This is a genomic window from Veillonella parvula, assembly GCF_032550495.1.
Classification (GTDB): Bacteria; Bacillota; Negativicutes; order Veillonellales; family Veillonellaceae; genus Veillonella; species Veillonella parvula_G.
Map to the genome: position 1 here is coordinate 278,151 of NZ_JAWFZJ010000002.1, position 17,782 is coordinate 295,932.

The 17,782-nt window shown below is 37.4% G+C and carries 16 protein-coding genes; 14 read left to right on the plus strand and 2 right to left on the minus strand.

What is annotated here, in order from left to right:
* Positions 1–71 precede the first annotated feature (71 nt).
* The 3 genes from glmM to E6X37_RS05435 all read left to right on the plus strand — a co-directional run bounded on the left by glmM (position 72) and on the right by E6X37_RS05435 (position 3,801).
* Positions 72–1,424, plus strand: coding sequence for a phosphoglucosamine mutase (gene glmM / locus E6X37_RS05425; RefSeq protein WP_008602925.1), 1,353 nt, complete (start codon positions 72–74; stop codon positions 1,422–1,424).
* A 324-nt stretch (positions 1,425–1,748) separates the two neighbouring features.
* On the plus strand, positions 1,749–2,444 hold the full coding sequence (locus E6X37_RS05430) for an aspartate/glutamate racemase family protein (protein WP_316581130.1): 696 nt from the start codon (positions 1,749–1,751) through the stop codon (positions 2,442–2,444).
* Between the two features lie 244 nt (positions 2,445–2,688).
* Complete coding sequence (locus E6X37_RS05435) at positions 2,689–3,801, plus strand: tetratricopeptide repeat protein (protein ID WP_316581129.1); 1,113 nt, start codon at positions 2,689–2,691, stop codon at positions 3,799–3,801.
* A gap of 121 nt (positions 3,802–3,922) precedes the next feature.
* Here the strand turns inward: E6X37_RS05435 and E6X37_RS05440 are convergent, their stop codons facing one another.
* Positions 3,923–5,443, minus strand: coding sequence for a hypothetical protein (locus E6X37_RS05440; RefSeq protein ID WP_278456664.1), 1,521 nt, complete (start codon positions 5,441–5,443; stop codon positions 3,923–3,925).
* A 524-nt stretch (positions 5,444–5,967) separates the two neighbouring features.
* On the opposite strand from E6X37_RS05440, the gene glmS reads away from it, so the two are divergent.
* The 10 genes from glmS (at position 5,968) to E6X37_RS05490 (ending at position 15,470) form a co-directional block, all read left to right on the plus strand.
* Positions 5,968–7,800 (plus strand): glutamine--fructose-6-phosphate transaminase (isomerizing), encoded by a 1,833-nt coding sequence (glmS, locus tag E6X37_RS05445; protein ID WP_119562334.1) that lies wholly within the window; start codon positions 5,968–5,970, stop codon positions 7,798–7,800.
* A 56-nt stretch (positions 7,801–7,856) separates the two neighbouring features.
* Positions 7,857–8,843 carry a tryptophan--tRNA ligase gene (gene trpS / locus E6X37_RS05450; protein ID WP_278456663.1) on the plus strand — a complete coding sequence of 329 codons (987 nt, stop codon included), beginning with the start codon at positions 7,857–7,859 and terminating at the stop codon, positions 8,841–8,843.
* Positions 8,844–8,879: 36 nt separating this feature from the next.
* Positions 8,880–9,356 carry a hypothetical protein gene (locus E6X37_RS05455; RefSeq protein WP_008602920.1) on the plus strand — a complete coding sequence of 159 codons (477 nt, stop codon included), beginning with the start codon at positions 8,880–8,882 and terminating at the stop codon, positions 9,354–9,356.
* A gap of 238 nt (positions 9,357–9,594) precedes the next feature.
* Entirely contained in the window at positions 9,595–10,407 is an 813-nt protein-coding gene (locus E6X37_RS05460) for an amino acid ABC transporter substrate-binding protein (RefSeq protein WP_012863876.1), read from the plus strand.
* 123 nt (positions 10,408–10,530) lie between these two features.
* On the plus strand, positions 10,531–11,187 hold the full coding sequence (locus E6X37_RS05465; RefSeq protein WP_227037746.1) for an amino acid ABC transporter permease: 657 nt from the start codon (positions 10,531–10,533) through the stop codon (positions 11,185–11,187).
* Between the two features lie 153 nt (positions 11,188–11,340).
* Positions 11,341–12,096, plus strand: a complete 756-nt coding sequence (locus E6X37_RS05470) for an amino acid ABC transporter ATP-binding protein (protein ID WP_077708072.1) — start codon at positions 11,341–11,343, stop codon at positions 12,094–12,096.
* Between the two features lie 8 nt (positions 12,097–12,104).
* Entirely contained in the window at positions 12,105–13,376 is a 1,272-nt protein-coding gene (locus E6X37_RS05475; protein ID WP_278456660.1) for a hypothetical protein, read from the plus strand.
* A gap of 169 nt (positions 13,377–13,545) precedes the next feature.
* A complete protein-coding gene (locus E6X37_RS05480) occupies positions 13,546–13,992 on the plus strand; it encodes a universal stress protein (protein ID WP_004693853.1) in 447 nt (148 codons plus the stop codon).
* A 192-nt stretch (positions 13,993–14,184) separates the two neighbouring features.
* Positions 14,185–14,475, plus strand: coding sequence for an ArsR/SmtB family transcription factor (locus E6X37_RS05485; protein ID WP_004693850.1), 291 nt, complete (start codon positions 14,185–14,187; stop codon positions 14,473–14,475).
* Positions 14,476–14,594: 119 nt separating this feature from the next.
* Positions 14,595–15,470, plus strand: a complete 876-nt coding sequence (locus tag E6X37_RS05490) for a DMT family transporter (protein ID WP_232192021.1) — start codon at positions 14,595–14,597, stop codon at positions 15,468–15,470.
* 57 nt (positions 15,471–15,527) lie between these two features.
* On the opposite strand, the gene E6X37_RS05495 is transcribed toward E6X37_RS05490, so the two are convergent.
* A complete protein-coding gene (locus E6X37_RS05495; RefSeq protein ID WP_316581470.1) occupies positions 15,528–16,517 on the minus strand; it encodes an AEC family transporter in 990 nt (329 codons plus the stop codon).
* Positions 16,518–16,900: 383 nt separating this feature from the next.
* Here E6X37_RS05495 and modA point away from each other — a divergent pair, with 383 nt between their 5' ends.
* Positions 16,901–17,689: a molybdate ABC transporter substrate-binding protein gene (modA, locus tag E6X37_RS05500; protein ID WP_008715397.1), complete on the plus strand. Its 789-nt coding sequence runs from the start codon at positions 16,901–16,903 to the stop codon at positions 17,687–17,689.
* Positions 17,690–17,782 lie beyond the last annotated feature (93 nt).

A 17,782-nucleotide genomic window follows, 5' to 3' on the forward strand; every position in this document is an offset into this window, starting at 1 on the left:
TTATTGAAAAGATACACACGGTAGATATATAGACTTGTGAAACTTTCACAAATCCTTAGAGGAGGATAATTATGGCTCGTTTATTTGGTACAGATGGTGTACGTGGTGTTGTTAATGAGTTTTTAACGCCGGAATTAGCCTATCATTTAGGTCGTGCGGCAGGAACGCATTTTGGTAAGAAAAAGGATCACCCTACGTTCTTGATTGGTCGCGATACGCGAATTTCTGGTTCTATGCTTGAAAGTGCATTAGCGGCGGGCATTTGCTCTGTTGGTGGCAATGTAGTAATTGCAGGTGTTATCCCAACACCTGCAGTAGCGTATCTTGTACGGCAACAAGGTTTTGATGCGGGTGCTGTTATTTCTGCATCCCACAACCCATATCCAGATAATGGCATTAAATTCTTTGATGGTAATGGCTATAAATTACCTGATGAAGTGGAAGATGAATTGGAAAAATATGTTCGTCAAAGTGCAGATAATGAATTGGCACGTCCTACAGGTGATGGTATTGGTAAAATTGAGTTCAATAGTAACTTGGCTCATTTATATGCTCATTTTGTACGTCACACAATCGATACGTCCCTTGAAGGGTTGACTATCGTTTATGATGGTGCCAATGGTGCAGCTTCCAGTGTAGGTCCGGAAATTTTGTCTGGACTAGGTGCTAAAGTCATTAATATTAATGTGAATCCAGATGGTTTGAATATCAATCATCATTGTGGTTCCACACATATTGAAGGCTTACAAGTAGCCGTACAACAACATAATGCAGACCTTGGTATTGCTAATGATGGCGATGCTGACCGCTGTTTATTGGTTGATGAAAAAGGTCAAGTCCTCGATGGTGATCAAATCATGTTGCTATGCGCCCTTAAGTTGAAAGAAGAAGGCAAACTTAAAGGGGATACCATAGTTGGTACCGTTATGAGTAATATTGGATTCCATAAAGCAGCAGAAGAACTTGGTATGAAAACAGTTTCCACTGCTGTTGGTGATCGATATGTATTAGAATACATGCGTGAACATAATCTTTCCGTTGGTGGTGAACAATCTGGTCACGTAATCTTTTTAGATCACAATACCACTGGTGACGGCATGTTAACAGCTGTTCAAGTGGCGGCTCTTATGAAGGAGAAAAAGCAACCTCTTTCTGAATTGGCCGGCATTATGACAAAATACCCACAAGTTCTTGTAAATGTTCGTGTAGCTACAAAAACTGGCTGGGAAGACAATGACCTCATCAAAGCTGCTATCGTAACAGCTGAAGGAGAACTTGGTGACGAAGGTCGCGTCTTAGTACGTGCATCCGGGACAGAACCACTCATTCGTGTCATGGCTGAAGGGCCTAACCAAGAAGAACTACAATCCCTGTGCCAAGAAATTGCTGATATTATCGGTAGAGAACAAGGGTTGGCTGAATAAAAGTAGGGTGTGAGGCGGCAGAGGAGCTTGCGACGATGAAGCCCACATATCACTTTGTTCCGAGCGTAAGATTTTGCGAAGCAAAATCCACAGCGAGGAACCATCTTTACTGAGATTAATCCTATGGATTTTAATAATTGTGAATCCATTCTACAATTTGACATTAAAGGTATCCCCTCCTATATATGTCCCTTTGCTCCGTCCTACGTAAAGTCGCTGCAGGAACATATATAGGAGGTTTAGAGATGAGTGATATTTAAAATTGAATAATCATAATGAATAATCTTTTTATTTTGGTTTATTCTAAGCTTAGAGGGTGAAATTATGAAAACAATAGGTTTAATTGGGGGAATGAGCTGGGAAAGTACGATTACGTATTATCAAGTCTTGAATGAAACTATTAAGCAAGTTTTGGGCGGCTTACATTCAGCAAAATGTATTTTATATAGTGTCGATTTTGAAGAGATAGAAAAGTGTCAAGTAAATGGAGATTGGATCAGAAGTGCTGAAATTTTATCCGATGCTGCTCAATCTTTAGAAAAGGCTGGTGCTGATTATATTGTTATATGCACGAATACAATGCATAAAGTAGCGGATGAAATAAAAAGACATATTCATATTCCACTTCTTCATATTGCGGAAATGACTGCAGTAGAGTTGGAAAAATCAGGTATTACAAAGGTAGGTCTGCTCGGTACCAAGTACACGATGCAACAAGATTTTTATAAATGTATCTTGGAAAATCGGGGGATTCATGTTGTTATACCTAACGAAGATCAAGTCGAACTTGTGAATGATATTATATATAATGAATTGTGTTTAGGTGTTATTTCTAATGAATCTAAACAACAATACTTAGATATTATTGGTGATTTGGTAAAATCTGGTGTACAAGGTGTTATCTTAGGCTGTACTGAAATTGGGCTACTTATTAAACAAGATGATACGGATATACCTTTATTTGATACTACATTGATACATGCAAAAAATGCGGCTTTAATTTCTATTGATAGAGCATAATATAGTTAGGTTTTATTTTGTTCAAGCAACATAACTCTCTATTAGATATTTTATTCATTTTTAGAATATTTAATAGAGGGTTATTTTTATGCAATTAGAATTAGATAGAGGCTAAAGGAAATCTTTTTGTATAGTTTGAATTTATATGAGCGGCGTTATTATAGGCACAACAGTATATAAGTAATAAATTATGTTATTATAAACATATGGTCTAAAACATGTTCGGTGATAGTAAAGGTGTAATATGAAACTTGCTATAAGAGAGTATTGGCAAAATCTAAAAATAGAATATGAAACTACTTATAAGGTATCTATATTTAGTGATTATAATGTATTAAAGGAATATGTAGAGTGTTTTAAAACATACTTGAATGGTTTGCTGCATGAGCATCCGCATGATTTAAATATAGTATGTGCTTTAGCAACTGTTGAACAGGTGTTGCGGCATGAAGAAAATTCAATACAACTATTAGAAGAGTTTCTCAGAAAATATATAGAAGAACTGAGTGATACCGATAAAGCAAGAGTTTATACTAATTTAGCTTTTTATTATAACGATGAGGGAAATATAAAAGAATATGACTATCTATCTGCAGCTGTGAAGCTAAATTCTCCATATATAGAAACTTACAGAGGGCTGGCTTTATATCATTTTTCAGCTTATAGAGATAAAGGTTCTGTAGAGGAATTGAAGGAAAGCTTACGTGCCTTTGAAAAGGGAAGAACAGTATCCGATGGTTATGAAATGAACTTTGGCTATGCAGTGTGTTTGTTTGAGCTTAAGGAATACGAGAAAGCAAAGGTCATTTTTGAAGAGTTATTAAAAAGCTATCCCAATAGGATGAGGTTACTAGTTTGTATTGCTTATTGTGATGTGTATTTAGGTAATAAAAAGCAAGCCCTCGATCGTTTGAAGCAAATTAAGCTTGGAGGCGATGTAGCATATCATTTAAGTAATGATGAAGTTTTTGAGTTTGATATCATTGACGTCTATTATATATTAGATGAGTATAGCCTATTCTTAGACGAATGTGAAAAGGCTAAAGAGCACTGTGATTTAAGTGATGGCCCTTATTACTTTGGTCTTTGGATTATGAATCAACATGATATGTTCCGTCGTGAAGTGGACAAGCAACGAACAGAAATATTGGCATGCATTGAAAATGCAAAAATGGACGAAGACTTTGATAGCGAAGAAGAAAAGCAGGACTATATCAAAAGCTGGGAAGATGATTTAGAGAATCTAAATTTATTGGAACATAAAATTAAAGATGGAAACTACAAGCCTATGGTTGAATTAAAACTGTGGCCTATATATGGCTGCTATTTAATAGACTGTTTAATTCATAACTTATAATACGCTAACTTCATAGTAATAGGTCAAAAGAATATTTATATAGTTGAAGTCTTTTATAATTTTGATTGAAAAAGAATAGCACTACTTTGGATTGGAATAATTCAAAGTAGTGCTTTTATTATTATTTATCAGCCACAACGAGTTTATATCCATTCAAGTGAATGTTACTACCTGTGGTGTCTTCGTTATTCAAAGATTTTACATAGCTGTCGCCTGTGAGTATCCAATTGGAGTCTTTGCTGAGTTTCACAGTTACTTCTTTAGCAGCATTGTCTGTGTTTACAGCGCCTACAAGGCTAGATCCATTTGTCATGTCTAGTGCGATGGTACTGATTGAATCAGCTATAATATTACCGCTTAGTTCTTGATTAGATGTGCGGAGTGTAAGATGACCGCCGTTCTCACCAGTTTTTCCCCAACGGGAGTCGGCAGCTGCTTTCACTAGGGTAGAAGTGTTCGGCATAGAGATTGTATTGTTAGAAAGGTCTACTTCAGCAGTAGTGTTGTTTACATAGAGGAACGCACCCGTAGCGTGAGTTGTAAGTGTATTATTCTCTGCTTTCAGACGAGCAATACCGCTTTCAGCATCACCAGAGAAGCTTTGATATAGCATGAAACCATTATCTTTGTAGCCTGTTACATTGGAGTTTGTAAGGGTAATGGAGTTCTTACCTTCTACGACGCCAATTTCACTGTTATTCGCTATGCCGTTGACATTGTTCACTATAATATTACCCGTGGAGTAGATAACAGGACTGCCTTCGCCAGATGTCGTAAGTTTGGCTGCTTCTGCGTTGATAGTGCCTTCTCCGCGATCTGTAGCAAGTGTGGCAGAATGAGCCCCTTCAGTGGTGATAGTTAGGTTTTTGCCATTTACAGTACCTTTGTAAGTAGCATCTAATCCACGAGAGGAATCGCTTTTTGTGTGAATATTAGTATTTTCTACGTTGATAACCGAGCCTTCACCAGTGGCAAAGACTGCGTTAGAGCCTTTAGAATTAGATGTAATATTACTGCCTTTAATATTGATTTGGCTCCCGTCGATACCGAGGACTACTGCATTTTGACCGTGGAAATTGCTGTTGTCATCGCTTGTAGTGTCGCCTGTTTTATCGAAAACGCTATTTTCAATATCAATTACCGCTTTATTTTTACCGATGAAAGCATTCTGATCAGCCGTTGTGTTTGTCATCGATTCGTGAGCAATGGATTTGTTTTCTGTAACGATAGTTGTGCCTTTAAAAGTACTAGGATCTACTTCAACTTGTGGTGCCATTCCATTAGGGGCTCCATTCTGCATAGCCATTGGAGGCATACCGTTAGGAGTGCCAGAAGGAGGATTTCCATTTGGATGTATTTGGTTAGACGTGCCTGTAGGTGATTGACCTGCAGGTGGTTTGCCGTGAGGTGCACCGTTTGGAGGTGTGCTTCCTTGTGCGGATGGTACTGTTTTAGTTTGTTCTGTTGAGGTTACAACTGCTACGTTAGTACTAGTTTGAGTCTCTGCGGCTAAGGTTGGGATAACCGCTAATGTCGACAGAGCTGCACCAAGGACTGCAGGTAATACCCAACGACGCAATTTTCTATATGACAAACTGTTCTTTTTAATTTTATGTTGCTTCTTTATAGTTGTTTTATTCATGATTATCATCTCCCAAATTATATACATACATTTTGAAAATACAACAAAATCTAATTGTGTAAAATTTAGAATGGTAGAAGTATAATTTCTTACAATGAAAAGGACGTGAAGCATAGAATCAATCTTTTCTATTCTTTTTGAATTATCTGTGGTGGTTTACTTTTTATCGATATTTTTAGTATAATATACGTCAGTACATATTTTATTTTGTACTGATTCTGCCGTATATCATAGAAAGGAATTCCAAATTCGTAAAGGCGAATAGCGCAAGTACCCGCGAAGGCAGTCGTTAGGGTAGACGAGGTGAAGAGTGATCGAGTCATCAGCGGATGCTCTTCCGGCATATTCATGTCGTAACAGGTATTAAAAAGCCCATCGGTAACGATGGGGACAAAGTATATCTGAATGAATTGTATTGAACTAATATTTAATACATTAAATAGAATATTAATCTAGAACATTAATTAGTTAGCCTTAGTTTTTGCTGGGGCTAGAAATACCCCCAGTTATAGGAGGATATACGTATGTGCGGTATCGTAGGATACATTGGCTTTAATCAAGCATCTGATTTCTTGTTGGACGGTATGGCAAAGTTAGAATACCGTGGTTATGACTCTGCAGGTATTGCTGTTATCGGTCCTGAAAATGTAATTAAAATTCAAAAGAAGGTTGGCCGTCTTGCTAATCTTGAGGCAGTTGTGAAAGCAGATCCTAATGAAGGAACTGTAGGCATTGGTCATACACGTTGGGCTACACATGGTCGTCCATCCGATATGAACGCCCACCCTCATGCATCTGAAGATGGTAAATTTGCTGTTGTACACAACGGCATTATTGAAAACTACATGCCTTTGAAAGAAGAGCTCCTTGCAAAAGGGTACCATTTCAAATCTGAAACTGATACAGAAGTTGTAGCTCATTTGTTAGAGGATATGTACGATGGCGATTTCGTGGGCACAGTACGCCGCATGCTAGCTCGTGTTGATGGTGCGTATGCTCTTGAAATCATCTGCTCCGATGAGCCAGATAAAATCATTTGTACTAAAAAAGAAAACCCATTGGTTATCGGCCTTGGCAAAGGTGAAAACTTTGTAGCATCCGATATTCCAGCTATCATTAACTACACACGTGATACATACATCTTGAGCGATGGTGAATTAGCTATCGTAACTCGTGATAATGTATCCGTATTCGACCGTGAAGGTAACCCTGTTGATAAAGAGGTATTCCATGTAAATTGGAACGCTGAAGCAGCAGAAAAAGGTGGTTATGAGCATTTCATGTTGAAAGAGATTCATGATCAACCTAAAGCTGTTCGCGATACATTCGGTACACATATCGCTGAAGATGGTAAAACAGCAATCTTTGATGAGCTAAATTGGACTGCTGAAGATGTAGCCGCTTTCAATAAAATTCTCATCGTTGCATGCGGTACTGCATACCATGCAGGTCTTGTAACAAAACAATATATTGAAAACTTGGCGCGTATTCCAGTTGATGTAGAAATTGCATCTGAATACCGTTACAGCAATCCGTTGACTGATGATAAAACATTATGTATCGTTATCAGCCAATCTGGTGAAACATCCGATACATTGGCGGCTTTGAAAGAAGCTAAACGCCTTGGTGCTAAATCCTTGGCTATCACCAATGTTGTTGGTTCCAGCATTTCTCGTGAAGCAGATAACAAAGTTTACACATGGGCGGGCCCTGAAATTTCTGTAGCGTCCACAAAAGCGTACACTACTCAATTAGTAGCGGGCTTGTTGTTCGCCGTATATCTAGGTCAATTAAATGGTAAATTAAATCCAGCCTTAGCCGAAGAAATTCTTAGCGGCGTTAAAAACTTACCATCCTTGATTCATGAAATTTTTGAAGTAGACGAAGATATGAAAGCCTTTGCTAAACATTATGGCTTCAAATCTGATGCATTCTTCTTGGGCCGTGCTATCGACTATGCAGTAGCGATGGAAGGTGCTTTGAAGTTGAAAGAAATTTCTTACATCCACGCTGAAGCATATGCTGGTGGCGAATTGAAACATGGTACATTGGCTCTTATCGAAGAGGGCGTACCTGTTATCGCATTGGCTACACAAGAGGATGTGTACGATAAGATGATTAGCAACATCCGTGAAGTAAAAGCTCGTGAAGCTATTGTAATCGGTATTGGCATGAAAGGTGACGAAGAATTATCTAAACACGTAGACCACACAATTTATGTGCCTCGTGCGAATAAATTTATCGCTCCAATCTTAGCAGTTGTACCATTGCAACTATTGGCGTATTATGCAGCAATTACACGCGGTGCAGACGTAGATAAACCACGTAATTTGGCTAAATCTGTAACCGTAGAATAATATATAACCAACAGTGCTTTGGCACTGTTGGTTTATTTCAATATAGGGAGACTATTATGGCAGTTATATTTTCCGGCATCCAACCAAGTGGGGAGTTAACACTTGGTAACTATTTGGGGGCTTTACGTAATTTCTTAGACTATCAAGATACTGATGAATGTTACTATTGTATCGTTAACCAACATGCGATTACGGTACCGCAAGATCCAAAAGAATTATTTCAAAACACTCGTAATTTGGCTGCATTGTACCTTGCGGTTGGCCTTGATCCTAAAAAGGTAACATTGTTTGTTCAATCTGAAGTACCTGAGCATGTTAAGCTCGGTTGGGTTATGCAATCTATTAGCTATGTTGGCGAATTAGAGCGTATGACTCAGTACAAGGATAAGTCTCAAAAGCAAGGGGATTCTATTCCAACTGCATTGCTTACGTATCCACCGTTGATGGCGGCAGATATTTTGCTATATGGTACGAATTATGTTCCTGTAGGGGAAGACCAAAAGCAACATCTCGAGTTGACTCGTAATTTAGCAGAGCGTTTTAACCGTAGATTCGGTGAAACTTTTGTAGTACCTGATATCAAGGTCGGAGAAGGTGGTGCTCGCGTTATGAGCTTACAAGAACCAACTAAGAAAATGAGTAAATCTGATGATAACCAAAATGCTACAATCCGTCTTTTGGATGCACCAGATTTAATCGTGAAAAAGTTGAAACGAGCTCAAACTGATTCTGATAATGCAGTGCGTTATGATAAAGAGAATAAACCTGGCATTTCTAACTTGATGGGAATATACCGTGCTATTACAAAAGACAGCTATGAAGTTATCGAAGAAATGTATGCCGGCAAAGGTTACGGTGTATTTAAATCCGATATTGCTGATCTATTAGTAGCAACCCTTGAACCAATTCAACAACGTTACAATGAATTGATTACAAGCCCTGAATTGGATGTAATCCTTGATGAAGGGGCTGCTAAGGCGCATGCTAAAGCAAGTGTAATGTATCGTAAGGTAGAACAAGCTATGGGCTTGTGCCGTAAATAAAATCATATAGTAGACTTTCAATTTGTGAGGTAAACCATGACGAAACAAGAGGCGATGGAACGCTTTTCATCAGGTGCCGTACAACAGAGCTTAGAAATACATCGCGGTATACAGTGGACCGGTCGCATCATCGGTCTAGTTGCGTGTGCGTTGATTGTAAAATATATGCCCTCAGACTGGGCGGAACGTGTATGGTATTATCTGTTGTTGCTCGTGATATTATGGACCCTTCATAGATTAGGTGAAAGTCAAGCTTTTATCTGTGAAAAGGGCCTCGTGTTAAAACGTAGGCCTTTTTCTGTGAAAGAATACTTTCACAGTTTATTCTATGGGGATGAATATTTCGTCTTTGTTGATTATGAGCATATTATCGGATTCACTGAGGAATGGCGCGAGTTGCAAGCGATGAATGGTCATGGTGGAATCTATGTGATACCACTTGATCTGCATCAGGTGGCGTACAAGGATAAAATGGCGATGATTGAGGCCATCCATAAACATACGCAGTCATAAAGCATAAGCACTAAGCGTCATATAATATAGGCATACAGAAAGATAAAGCAAATGAATCTAGAATCATAAAATGTATATGTGGAGAATCTGTAAGATAAGAAACTCAAAAATTCACCAAATTAACTATTTACAACTTTAATGAACTAAAGTATAATACAATCATTAAGTACGGAATCTAAATCTATATTGAACATATTATTAAGTGGTAAATAGGCGATAATCGCTGTGGAGGATAGTTATGAATTGGAAAAAGATGATGGCCGTTGGCCTTGCAGCTGTATCTATGATGGCATTTGTAACAGGTTGTGGTGGTGACACTAAAAAGGCTAATACAGAATTGCCTAAGAAAGTTGTTATCGGTTTAGATGATAGTTTCCCTCCAATGGGCTTTAAAGATGAAAAAGGTGAAATCGTCGGGTTTGATATCGACATGGCTAAAGAAGCAGCTAAACGTGCTGGTATGGATGTAGAGTTCAAAGCTATTGACTGGTCCAGTAAAGAAGCGGAACTAAAATCTAAAAAAATTGATGCTTTGTGGAATGGCTTAACAGTCTCTCCTGAGCGCGAGAAGAATATTTTATTCTCCAATACATATATGAAGGATAAACAATACGTCATTGTTCGTAATGACGATGACTCCATTAAAGGTAAAGCCGATTTAGCTGGTAAGGTAGTAGGCGTGCAACAAGCTAGTACTGGTGAAGCAGCATTGCAAAACGATCCAAGCGGTAAGACTGTTAAAGAAACAAAATCCTATGCGGATTTTGTAAGTGCATTTATGGATCTTGGTATTGGTCGTGTTGATGCGGTTATTGCTGACGGTGTAATCGCTCGTTATCTTATGACAAAAGAACCTGGTAAATACAAGATTGTAGAAGGTACTGACTACGGCGTTGATAATTTCGCTGTTGGTTTCCGTAAAGATGATACTGCTTTGCGTGACAAAATTAATGGTATCTTAGCTGAAATGAAAAAAGACGGTACTGCTGATAAAATTGCTGAAAAATGGTTAGGCTCAGGCGCAGACTTAGATAAGAGCGATGCTAAATAGTACAATTCGTGATATACTAATAGTACTATGGTCAGTAGGTACAACTGATAATTAAAGAACGAAATGTACACTAGAGAAGCGGCCAGATGGCCCTTCTCTAGTCGTGTTTTGAAGGAGTCTTTCATGTTAGATTATTTATTGCAGATTATCCCAACCATCGCTGATGGTTTAAAGGTAACCGTATCGCTATTCTGTATTGTATGGATTTTATCTATTCCTGGTGGCATTTTAATGGCTATGTTACGTCTATCTAAATTGCCTTTAGTAGATAAGCTTGTTGATGCTTTCGTGTACTTAATGCGTGGCACACCGTTGATGTTACAAATTTTATTCGTCTATTATGCCTTGCCAATCATTACAGACGGTGCCATTCAGATGGATGATGCGACGGCAGCAGTTCTTACCTTCGTATTAAACTACGCAGCTTATTTATGTGAGATTTTCCGTGGGGGCATTCAATCTATCTCTCGAGGTCAGTACGAAGGGGCGAAGGTGCTTGGTTTTACCTATGCGCAAACTATGCGTAAAATCATCTTACCACAAATGTTTAAACGTGTATTGCCTCCTCTTGCGAATGAGACGATTAACTTATTGAAAGATACATCTCTCGTGTATGTATTGGCGATGAATGATATCTTGCGTATTACAAAATCTATCGTACAACGTGATTTTGATATTTCTGCATTCCTCGTGGCAGCATTATTCTACTTAATCTTTACCTTTATTTTGACGAATATCTTCAGCTACTTAGAACGAAGATTTGCTGTATACGAAGATTAATCTAATTCTATGGTAGTTTGTCGTATGTAATGGTGTAGCTAGTTTTATAGGTGGAATACTTTTATTTGATGTCTATAGATGCGATTTCGTAGATGAGATATCTTTACTTGAGACGCTAATTATATACTTAATCTGACGATGTAAGAGGTACTTATGACATTTGTAAATATGGAGCGTATTGAAAAACGCTTTAATAATCAAACCGTATTGCGCGATGTGTCGCTCAAAATGAATAGAGGCGAAATTGTTTCTATTATCGGACCTTCTGGTTCTGGTAAATCTACATTTTTACGCTGCTTGGGTCAGTTAGAAACGATTGATGGAGGCTCTATTACCGTTGATGGTACGATTCTTGCTAGTACTGAAAATGGGGTTGTAAAATACGCTTCTCCTCAAACTCAGCATGAATTATTGCTCCGCATGGGTATGGTATTCCAATCTTTCAACTTGTTCCCGCATATGACGGTATTAGATAATATTATGATTGCTCCACGTATGGTAAAAGGTATGAAAGATGACGAAATCTCACCGATTGCAGAGCAATTACTCAATAAAGTAGGATTATGGGAAAAACGAGATATGTATCCATCTCGCTTGTCTGGCGGTCAGCAACAGCGTGTAGCTATTGCCCGTGCGCTAGCGATGAATCCAGAAATCATGCTTTTTGATGAACCCACATCTGCTCTTGATCCTGAGCTTACTGGTGAGGTTCTTAAGACAATCAAACAATTGGCGGACGATCACATGACGATGATTATCGTAACTCATGAAATGAACTTTGCTCGTGAAGTATCGGATCGTGTTATCTTTATGGCTGATGGTGTTATTCAAGAAGAAGGAACACCAGAACAAATTTTTAGTCATCCGCAGAACGAAAGAACGAAAGCGTTCTTGGATAATATGTTATAGGAGGTTCTATGAAGTTACGTTTATTTGCGGCAACCTTAGCTGTCATGGCTTTGGGAACGACTTCTATTATGGCGGAAGGTTTACAGAAGACGCCTGATACACCTTTATCTATTGTGGAATCTCAGAAGGATTCCGCATCTATTTTGCCAGAACAATACAAATCCTATGCTACTAAGATGAACACGGTGGTGAAGGATTACAAAAATGGTTATATGTTCTCGATTCCTTGGCGTGTAGCTGATGGTGTTATGCTAGATATGGATGTACGTAGTGAAAGCGAACATATTCAAGGGTATTCCTTTAATTTAGCGGGCCCTACCCAAGAGGATTCCTATACAGTATCTTTTACTAAGCGCAATAATACACCGCAAGAAGGAGTATCTCAAAAAGAATGGAATACAACTTGGTATGGTGTACCTATTAAGGGCATGTCTAATGAGGAGTATTTGAATATTTGGCGCCAACATAGCAATAACTTTGAGCATAATGATATTGTTGGTGGGTTCTTTGCTAAGAAAGGTGCAGTTTCCGCACGCTGGGATAAGAGTACACCAAAATCTTATGCAGATATGACATCTACAGAGCCGGTTCAGTCTGTATTTGAAGCAGAATTTATCATGGAGAAAGATCCAACTCATCGGTACAATTTGTCTAGTACGTATGCACCTGTTCGTGCAGAGTTTATGGAGCTAGGTTTGATGGAGCATACAATTCCATCCTTTGAATTGATCAATAAGCGCGGTTCTAATGCTATTAAAGGGGTAAAAAAAATATTAACCGGCACAAGCGATATCAGTGTTGCAGAAGGTATCAAATTTACCTATCCAAAAGGTTTTACCCGTCTTAATGAAAAAGGTAAGATTGCTTTTACTAAACATAATGTACGCCTTGACATTGAGTCCTTTACAATTCCAGTACAAGCTGTCAGCTCCGGTATGCCAACTATGATGGCTAAGCAGATGCTTGGTGATTATTATCTTAAACAATTGGTTGATGTGAACAAGGCCACGATTACTCGTTATGAAACGCATATCATTGACGGTAATGTGATGTTCTATTTGGCGGGCCATATGAAAAATCCAAATACATCTGATACATCTGTAGCGGAACCAGTATCCTTTGGCGCAACAATTATTCTTGGCAATGAAGGTAATGTAGCAGTAGCTCGAATGATTGGTCCATCCACTAGCAATCTTGCTACTCAGGAACTTATAGATATATTAGATGGTTTTAAATTGACTACTACACTTAATACAAATCAATCGTCTCAGGTTCTTTAATATACGCATAATATTCTTTTATTTGTATAATTCTGTACGATTTGTGCTATAATGTAATAAATCCTCAGAAAAAAGAGGAGTTTTCCTTGATGGTCTAGAATATATTAGTATAGGCTAAACGATATTTGATCATATCCCCTTTGAGGGATTAGGAATAGGAGGGGTTATTATGGTTACCTACAAAACTATTGTCGTACCTACTGATGGTTCTGAAAATGCTAAACGTGCGTTGGAACATGCTCTCGCTGTAGCGGATCGCAACCAAGCTGAATTGATTGTTGTTCACGTTGCAAATATTGTGTCTGCTATTTCCAATTTTGATCAAACACCAATTTCTGGTGGATATGTATCTGAGCAAATTGCTGAGGATATGGAAGAAACTGGTAAGGAAATTCTTAATGATGTAGTGAAAGAAATTCCTGCAGGCGTAAAAGTTAAAAGCGTATTTGAAGTTGGCTCCCCTGGACCTGCACTACTTGCAGTGGCAAAAAAATATAATGCTGATCTCATCGTAATGGGTAGCCGTGGTCTTGGCCCTTTGAAAGGCTTATTCATGGGTAGCGTAAGTAGCTATGTAACTAGCCACTCCACTTGCCCTGTATTAATCATTAAATAATTTATATCTTATATCTTATATAGATATGATAAAAAAAGAGACTTTGGTTTCTCAAAGTCTCTTTTTTATGTTAAAAATGATATAATGTCTATATGTATGCCATACATATTGGTGTTATACGTTAAGACGTATCGATTAGTGACATAGAAGAGCTACAAAAAAGAATGGATAGGATTAAAAAAGGGGGATTATATGACCGACAAACAAGAATCATTGCTGAAGCTAGCAGAACTGTTTAAAATCTTGGGTGATCCTACACGCCTTAAAATAGTAGAGCTATTACTAGAAAATGAAATGTGTGTTAATCACATTGCAGAAACCATGGAGATGGGACAATCTGCTATTTCTCATCAATTGCGTGTATTGCGCCAAGCACGCCTTGTTACATATCGTAAAGATGGGAAAACAGCATACTATTCTCTAAACGATGATCATGTTGAATGTTTAGTTCGCATGGGGATGGAACACGTAGCTCATCAATAATTTAAATTTTTTATAATGAACACATTTCGTCCTACTTAGGATGAAATGTGTTTTTATATTTTATATATTTTATTTGAGTTGTATTTGATTATGGAGAAGTATATAAAGTGAATCTGTTAATGAAAAATATAGGAATATTAGTGGTGTTTTTAGCTACTGTATTCTTATCAACAAAATCTATATGGGCAAAACTAATTTATTTAGATTCACTGAGCCCCTTAAATGTTCTTGTGTGTAGGGCTGTTTTATCATTACCTTTTTTTCTTATACCAATGATTCGCTTTGATTGGAATAGCGTGAATAAAAGTAAGGTTTTTAAATACTCATTTTTGGGGGCTATTCTTTATGTATCTTCATCTATAACGGACTTCATAGGATTATTATATATATCTGCCTCATTAGAACGTGCTGTTCTATTTACATTTCCAATTTACGTTTTTCTGTTATCATCAGATTTATCACGCATTACATTTTCAAAAGTAGTTTTAATTGTATCTACTGTGCTAGGATTAGCAATTATGTTTAATCCTACCGTTGATAACCACCTTACAGATACTTTAATAGGCATTTCACTAGTCTTTCTTTCTGCCATCTTTTGGGCGTTGTTTATTATTTATAGTAAGAGGGCTGTTTCGAATATTAGTTCTACTATTTTTACCAGTACTTATATGTGTATAACTACAGTACTTTTACTTCTCGGCTTTATAATTGATAGCAAAAATTTTACTACATTTTCAACACTCCAAACACATACTATGATTTATTTAGTATTTTTGGCCATTTTTTGTTCTATCATTCCTTCATACTTGATGTCTTTTGGTCTTAAAAGAATTAATGCATCTCTTGCAGCCGTTATTAGTGCAATGGGACCAATAGTTACTTTAGCTTTAGATGTAGTTATTCTTAATCATAATTTAGCCTTGAATGAAATTATTGGTGCTATAATTGTTACAGCTTGTGTAACTTGTTTAACAAGGCTAAATGCTAAGGCATAAAAAATCACTCATAGTCATATGGCTATGAGTGATTTTTTATAACTATGATTTTTTATTTTAATATAATGGGAATAGATAATAGGCTATAGTAATAAACAGTGGCATAGTTATAGCGGATAAAATAGTTGTGCCCATTACGATTTGTGTAGCATATTCTGGATTATTCTTCATTTCAATAGCAATAAGAGACATATTGATAGCCGTAGGTACGCTGTAGGTTATGATGATGGTTTGTGCCGCTATTGGATGCATAGGACCGTAGAACATAATGAATAGTATGGTAATACCAGCGGCTATGAGTGGACTTACAATGAGCCGTAATGTAGTAGCAAGCATGACATCCATCTTAAAGAAGTTTAGCGGTGTTCTATTAATTTGAACACCCAAGGCAATCATAGCGACGCCAACGAAAGCATTGGCAAATATATTGAGCGGTGCAAAGAAGAAGAGACCGTGTAAATCGAAAGGGAATAGGTGGCAAAGTAGCGCCAGTGGGATAGCATATACCATGGGCATGTGGAATACGACTTTTAGTGCATCCCGAGGGGTTAATCGTCCTGCTCCCGCTTGGTAGAAACCGTAGGTATTACTGCTAATAGTTTGTATGATCATGATAGATACAACACTCACTAAACCTAGATTAGCATAGGGGGTAGCACCATCGATGACGTATGGAATGTTAGTAAATACAAAGATAGCAAGGGCGACACCCATATTCCCAACGTTATTAAACATAACGCAGTTTTTTAAGGTTGCAATCTTAGCCACATCATATCCTTGCATCTTACCTACCACATCTGAAAGGATGGAGTTTAATATGAGTACACAGAGCGCACAGAATACAATCTCCAAAGTACCTGAGTTAAGTTTAGCTTCATACATCGCTCGAAATATAAAGGTAGGTAACAATATATAAAAGTTTAGTTTACTCAGCGTATATAGATCGAGTTTAAATCTTCTATCTAATATAAATCCCACGCCTATAAGTACTAAGATAGGGACCATAGAATTCATAAAAATATGGCCTACTAATTCGAATAGATTCATCATCTCACCTAGAGTTTTTCTTTAATATATTAGTTAATATATAAGGCATAGTTTTAATTAATCGTATAACTATATGTAGTAAATATACAGTTGTTTTATATAAGCTGTAAGTGAATAAGTTTTTTAAAATATTTTTATCCTTTGTAGTATTATCATACCATAGTATCTATTGTTTGGGGCTTAAAAATTTATCGATTATAATTACTTATCATAATCATCAGAAATATCTATGCAATATGTGATTTTGGATATACGACTTTAACCATCGATTTATAGTATAATATGAATATATTGTATATTTTAGTTTGTTAGTACACGAGGTGTCTCTAGGTGTTACCATAGCTTTTACAGTGTGGCGTTTTAAGGGATGCACAGGAGGAATTATGAAACGAATTTTATTAGTGTTAATGAGCGTTTTCATGCTTGCCTTTTTAGTCGGTTGTGGCAATGATGCAAGTAAACCAGCTGAGTCAGCTAAACCAAGCACATCTGAAAAGATTACTGTACAAGCTGCAGCAAGCCTCAAAGGTGCTCTTACAGAATTGGCTGATGCTTACAAAAAAAGCCATAACTTAGCGGATGATCAAATCGCTATTAACTTCGCTGGTTCTGGTACATTACGTCAACAAATCGAACAAGGTGCACCAGCTAGTTTATTTATTTCTGCTGACGAGAAAAATATGAAAATGTTACAAGAAAAAGATTTGGTAACTGATGTAAAACCATTCGTAACTAATGAACTCGTTCTCGTAGTTCCAAAAGGTCAACCTAAGGTTGAGCTAAATCAAATCGCTACAGTAAAGCGTATCGTATTGGGCAATCCTGAAACAGTACCAGCTGGTAACTATGGTAAACAAGTATTAACAAAACTAGGCGTTTGGGAACAGGTAGAACCTAATGTAGTATACGCTAAAGATGTAAAAGCTGTAACAGCTTCCATTAGCCAAGGTGCTGGTGATGCTGGTTTCATCTATAAAACTGATGCTATCGCAGCGGGCGATGCAGTTGAAATCTCTGCAGTAACACCGGCTGATTCCCATGATCCAGTTATCTATCCAATTGGTATTATTAAAAAATATGACAACGCATTGGCAAAAGACTTCTACCAATACGTAATGAGCCCAGAAGGCCAAAAAGTATTAGAAAAATACGGTTTCTCTACTTCTAAATAAGAGTAAAGCGCTAGCTTTCAGGGCTAGCGTTTTCTTATGATACAATAGAGATATTATTGATATTACTAATCTTATGATTGCTCACTGTATGCT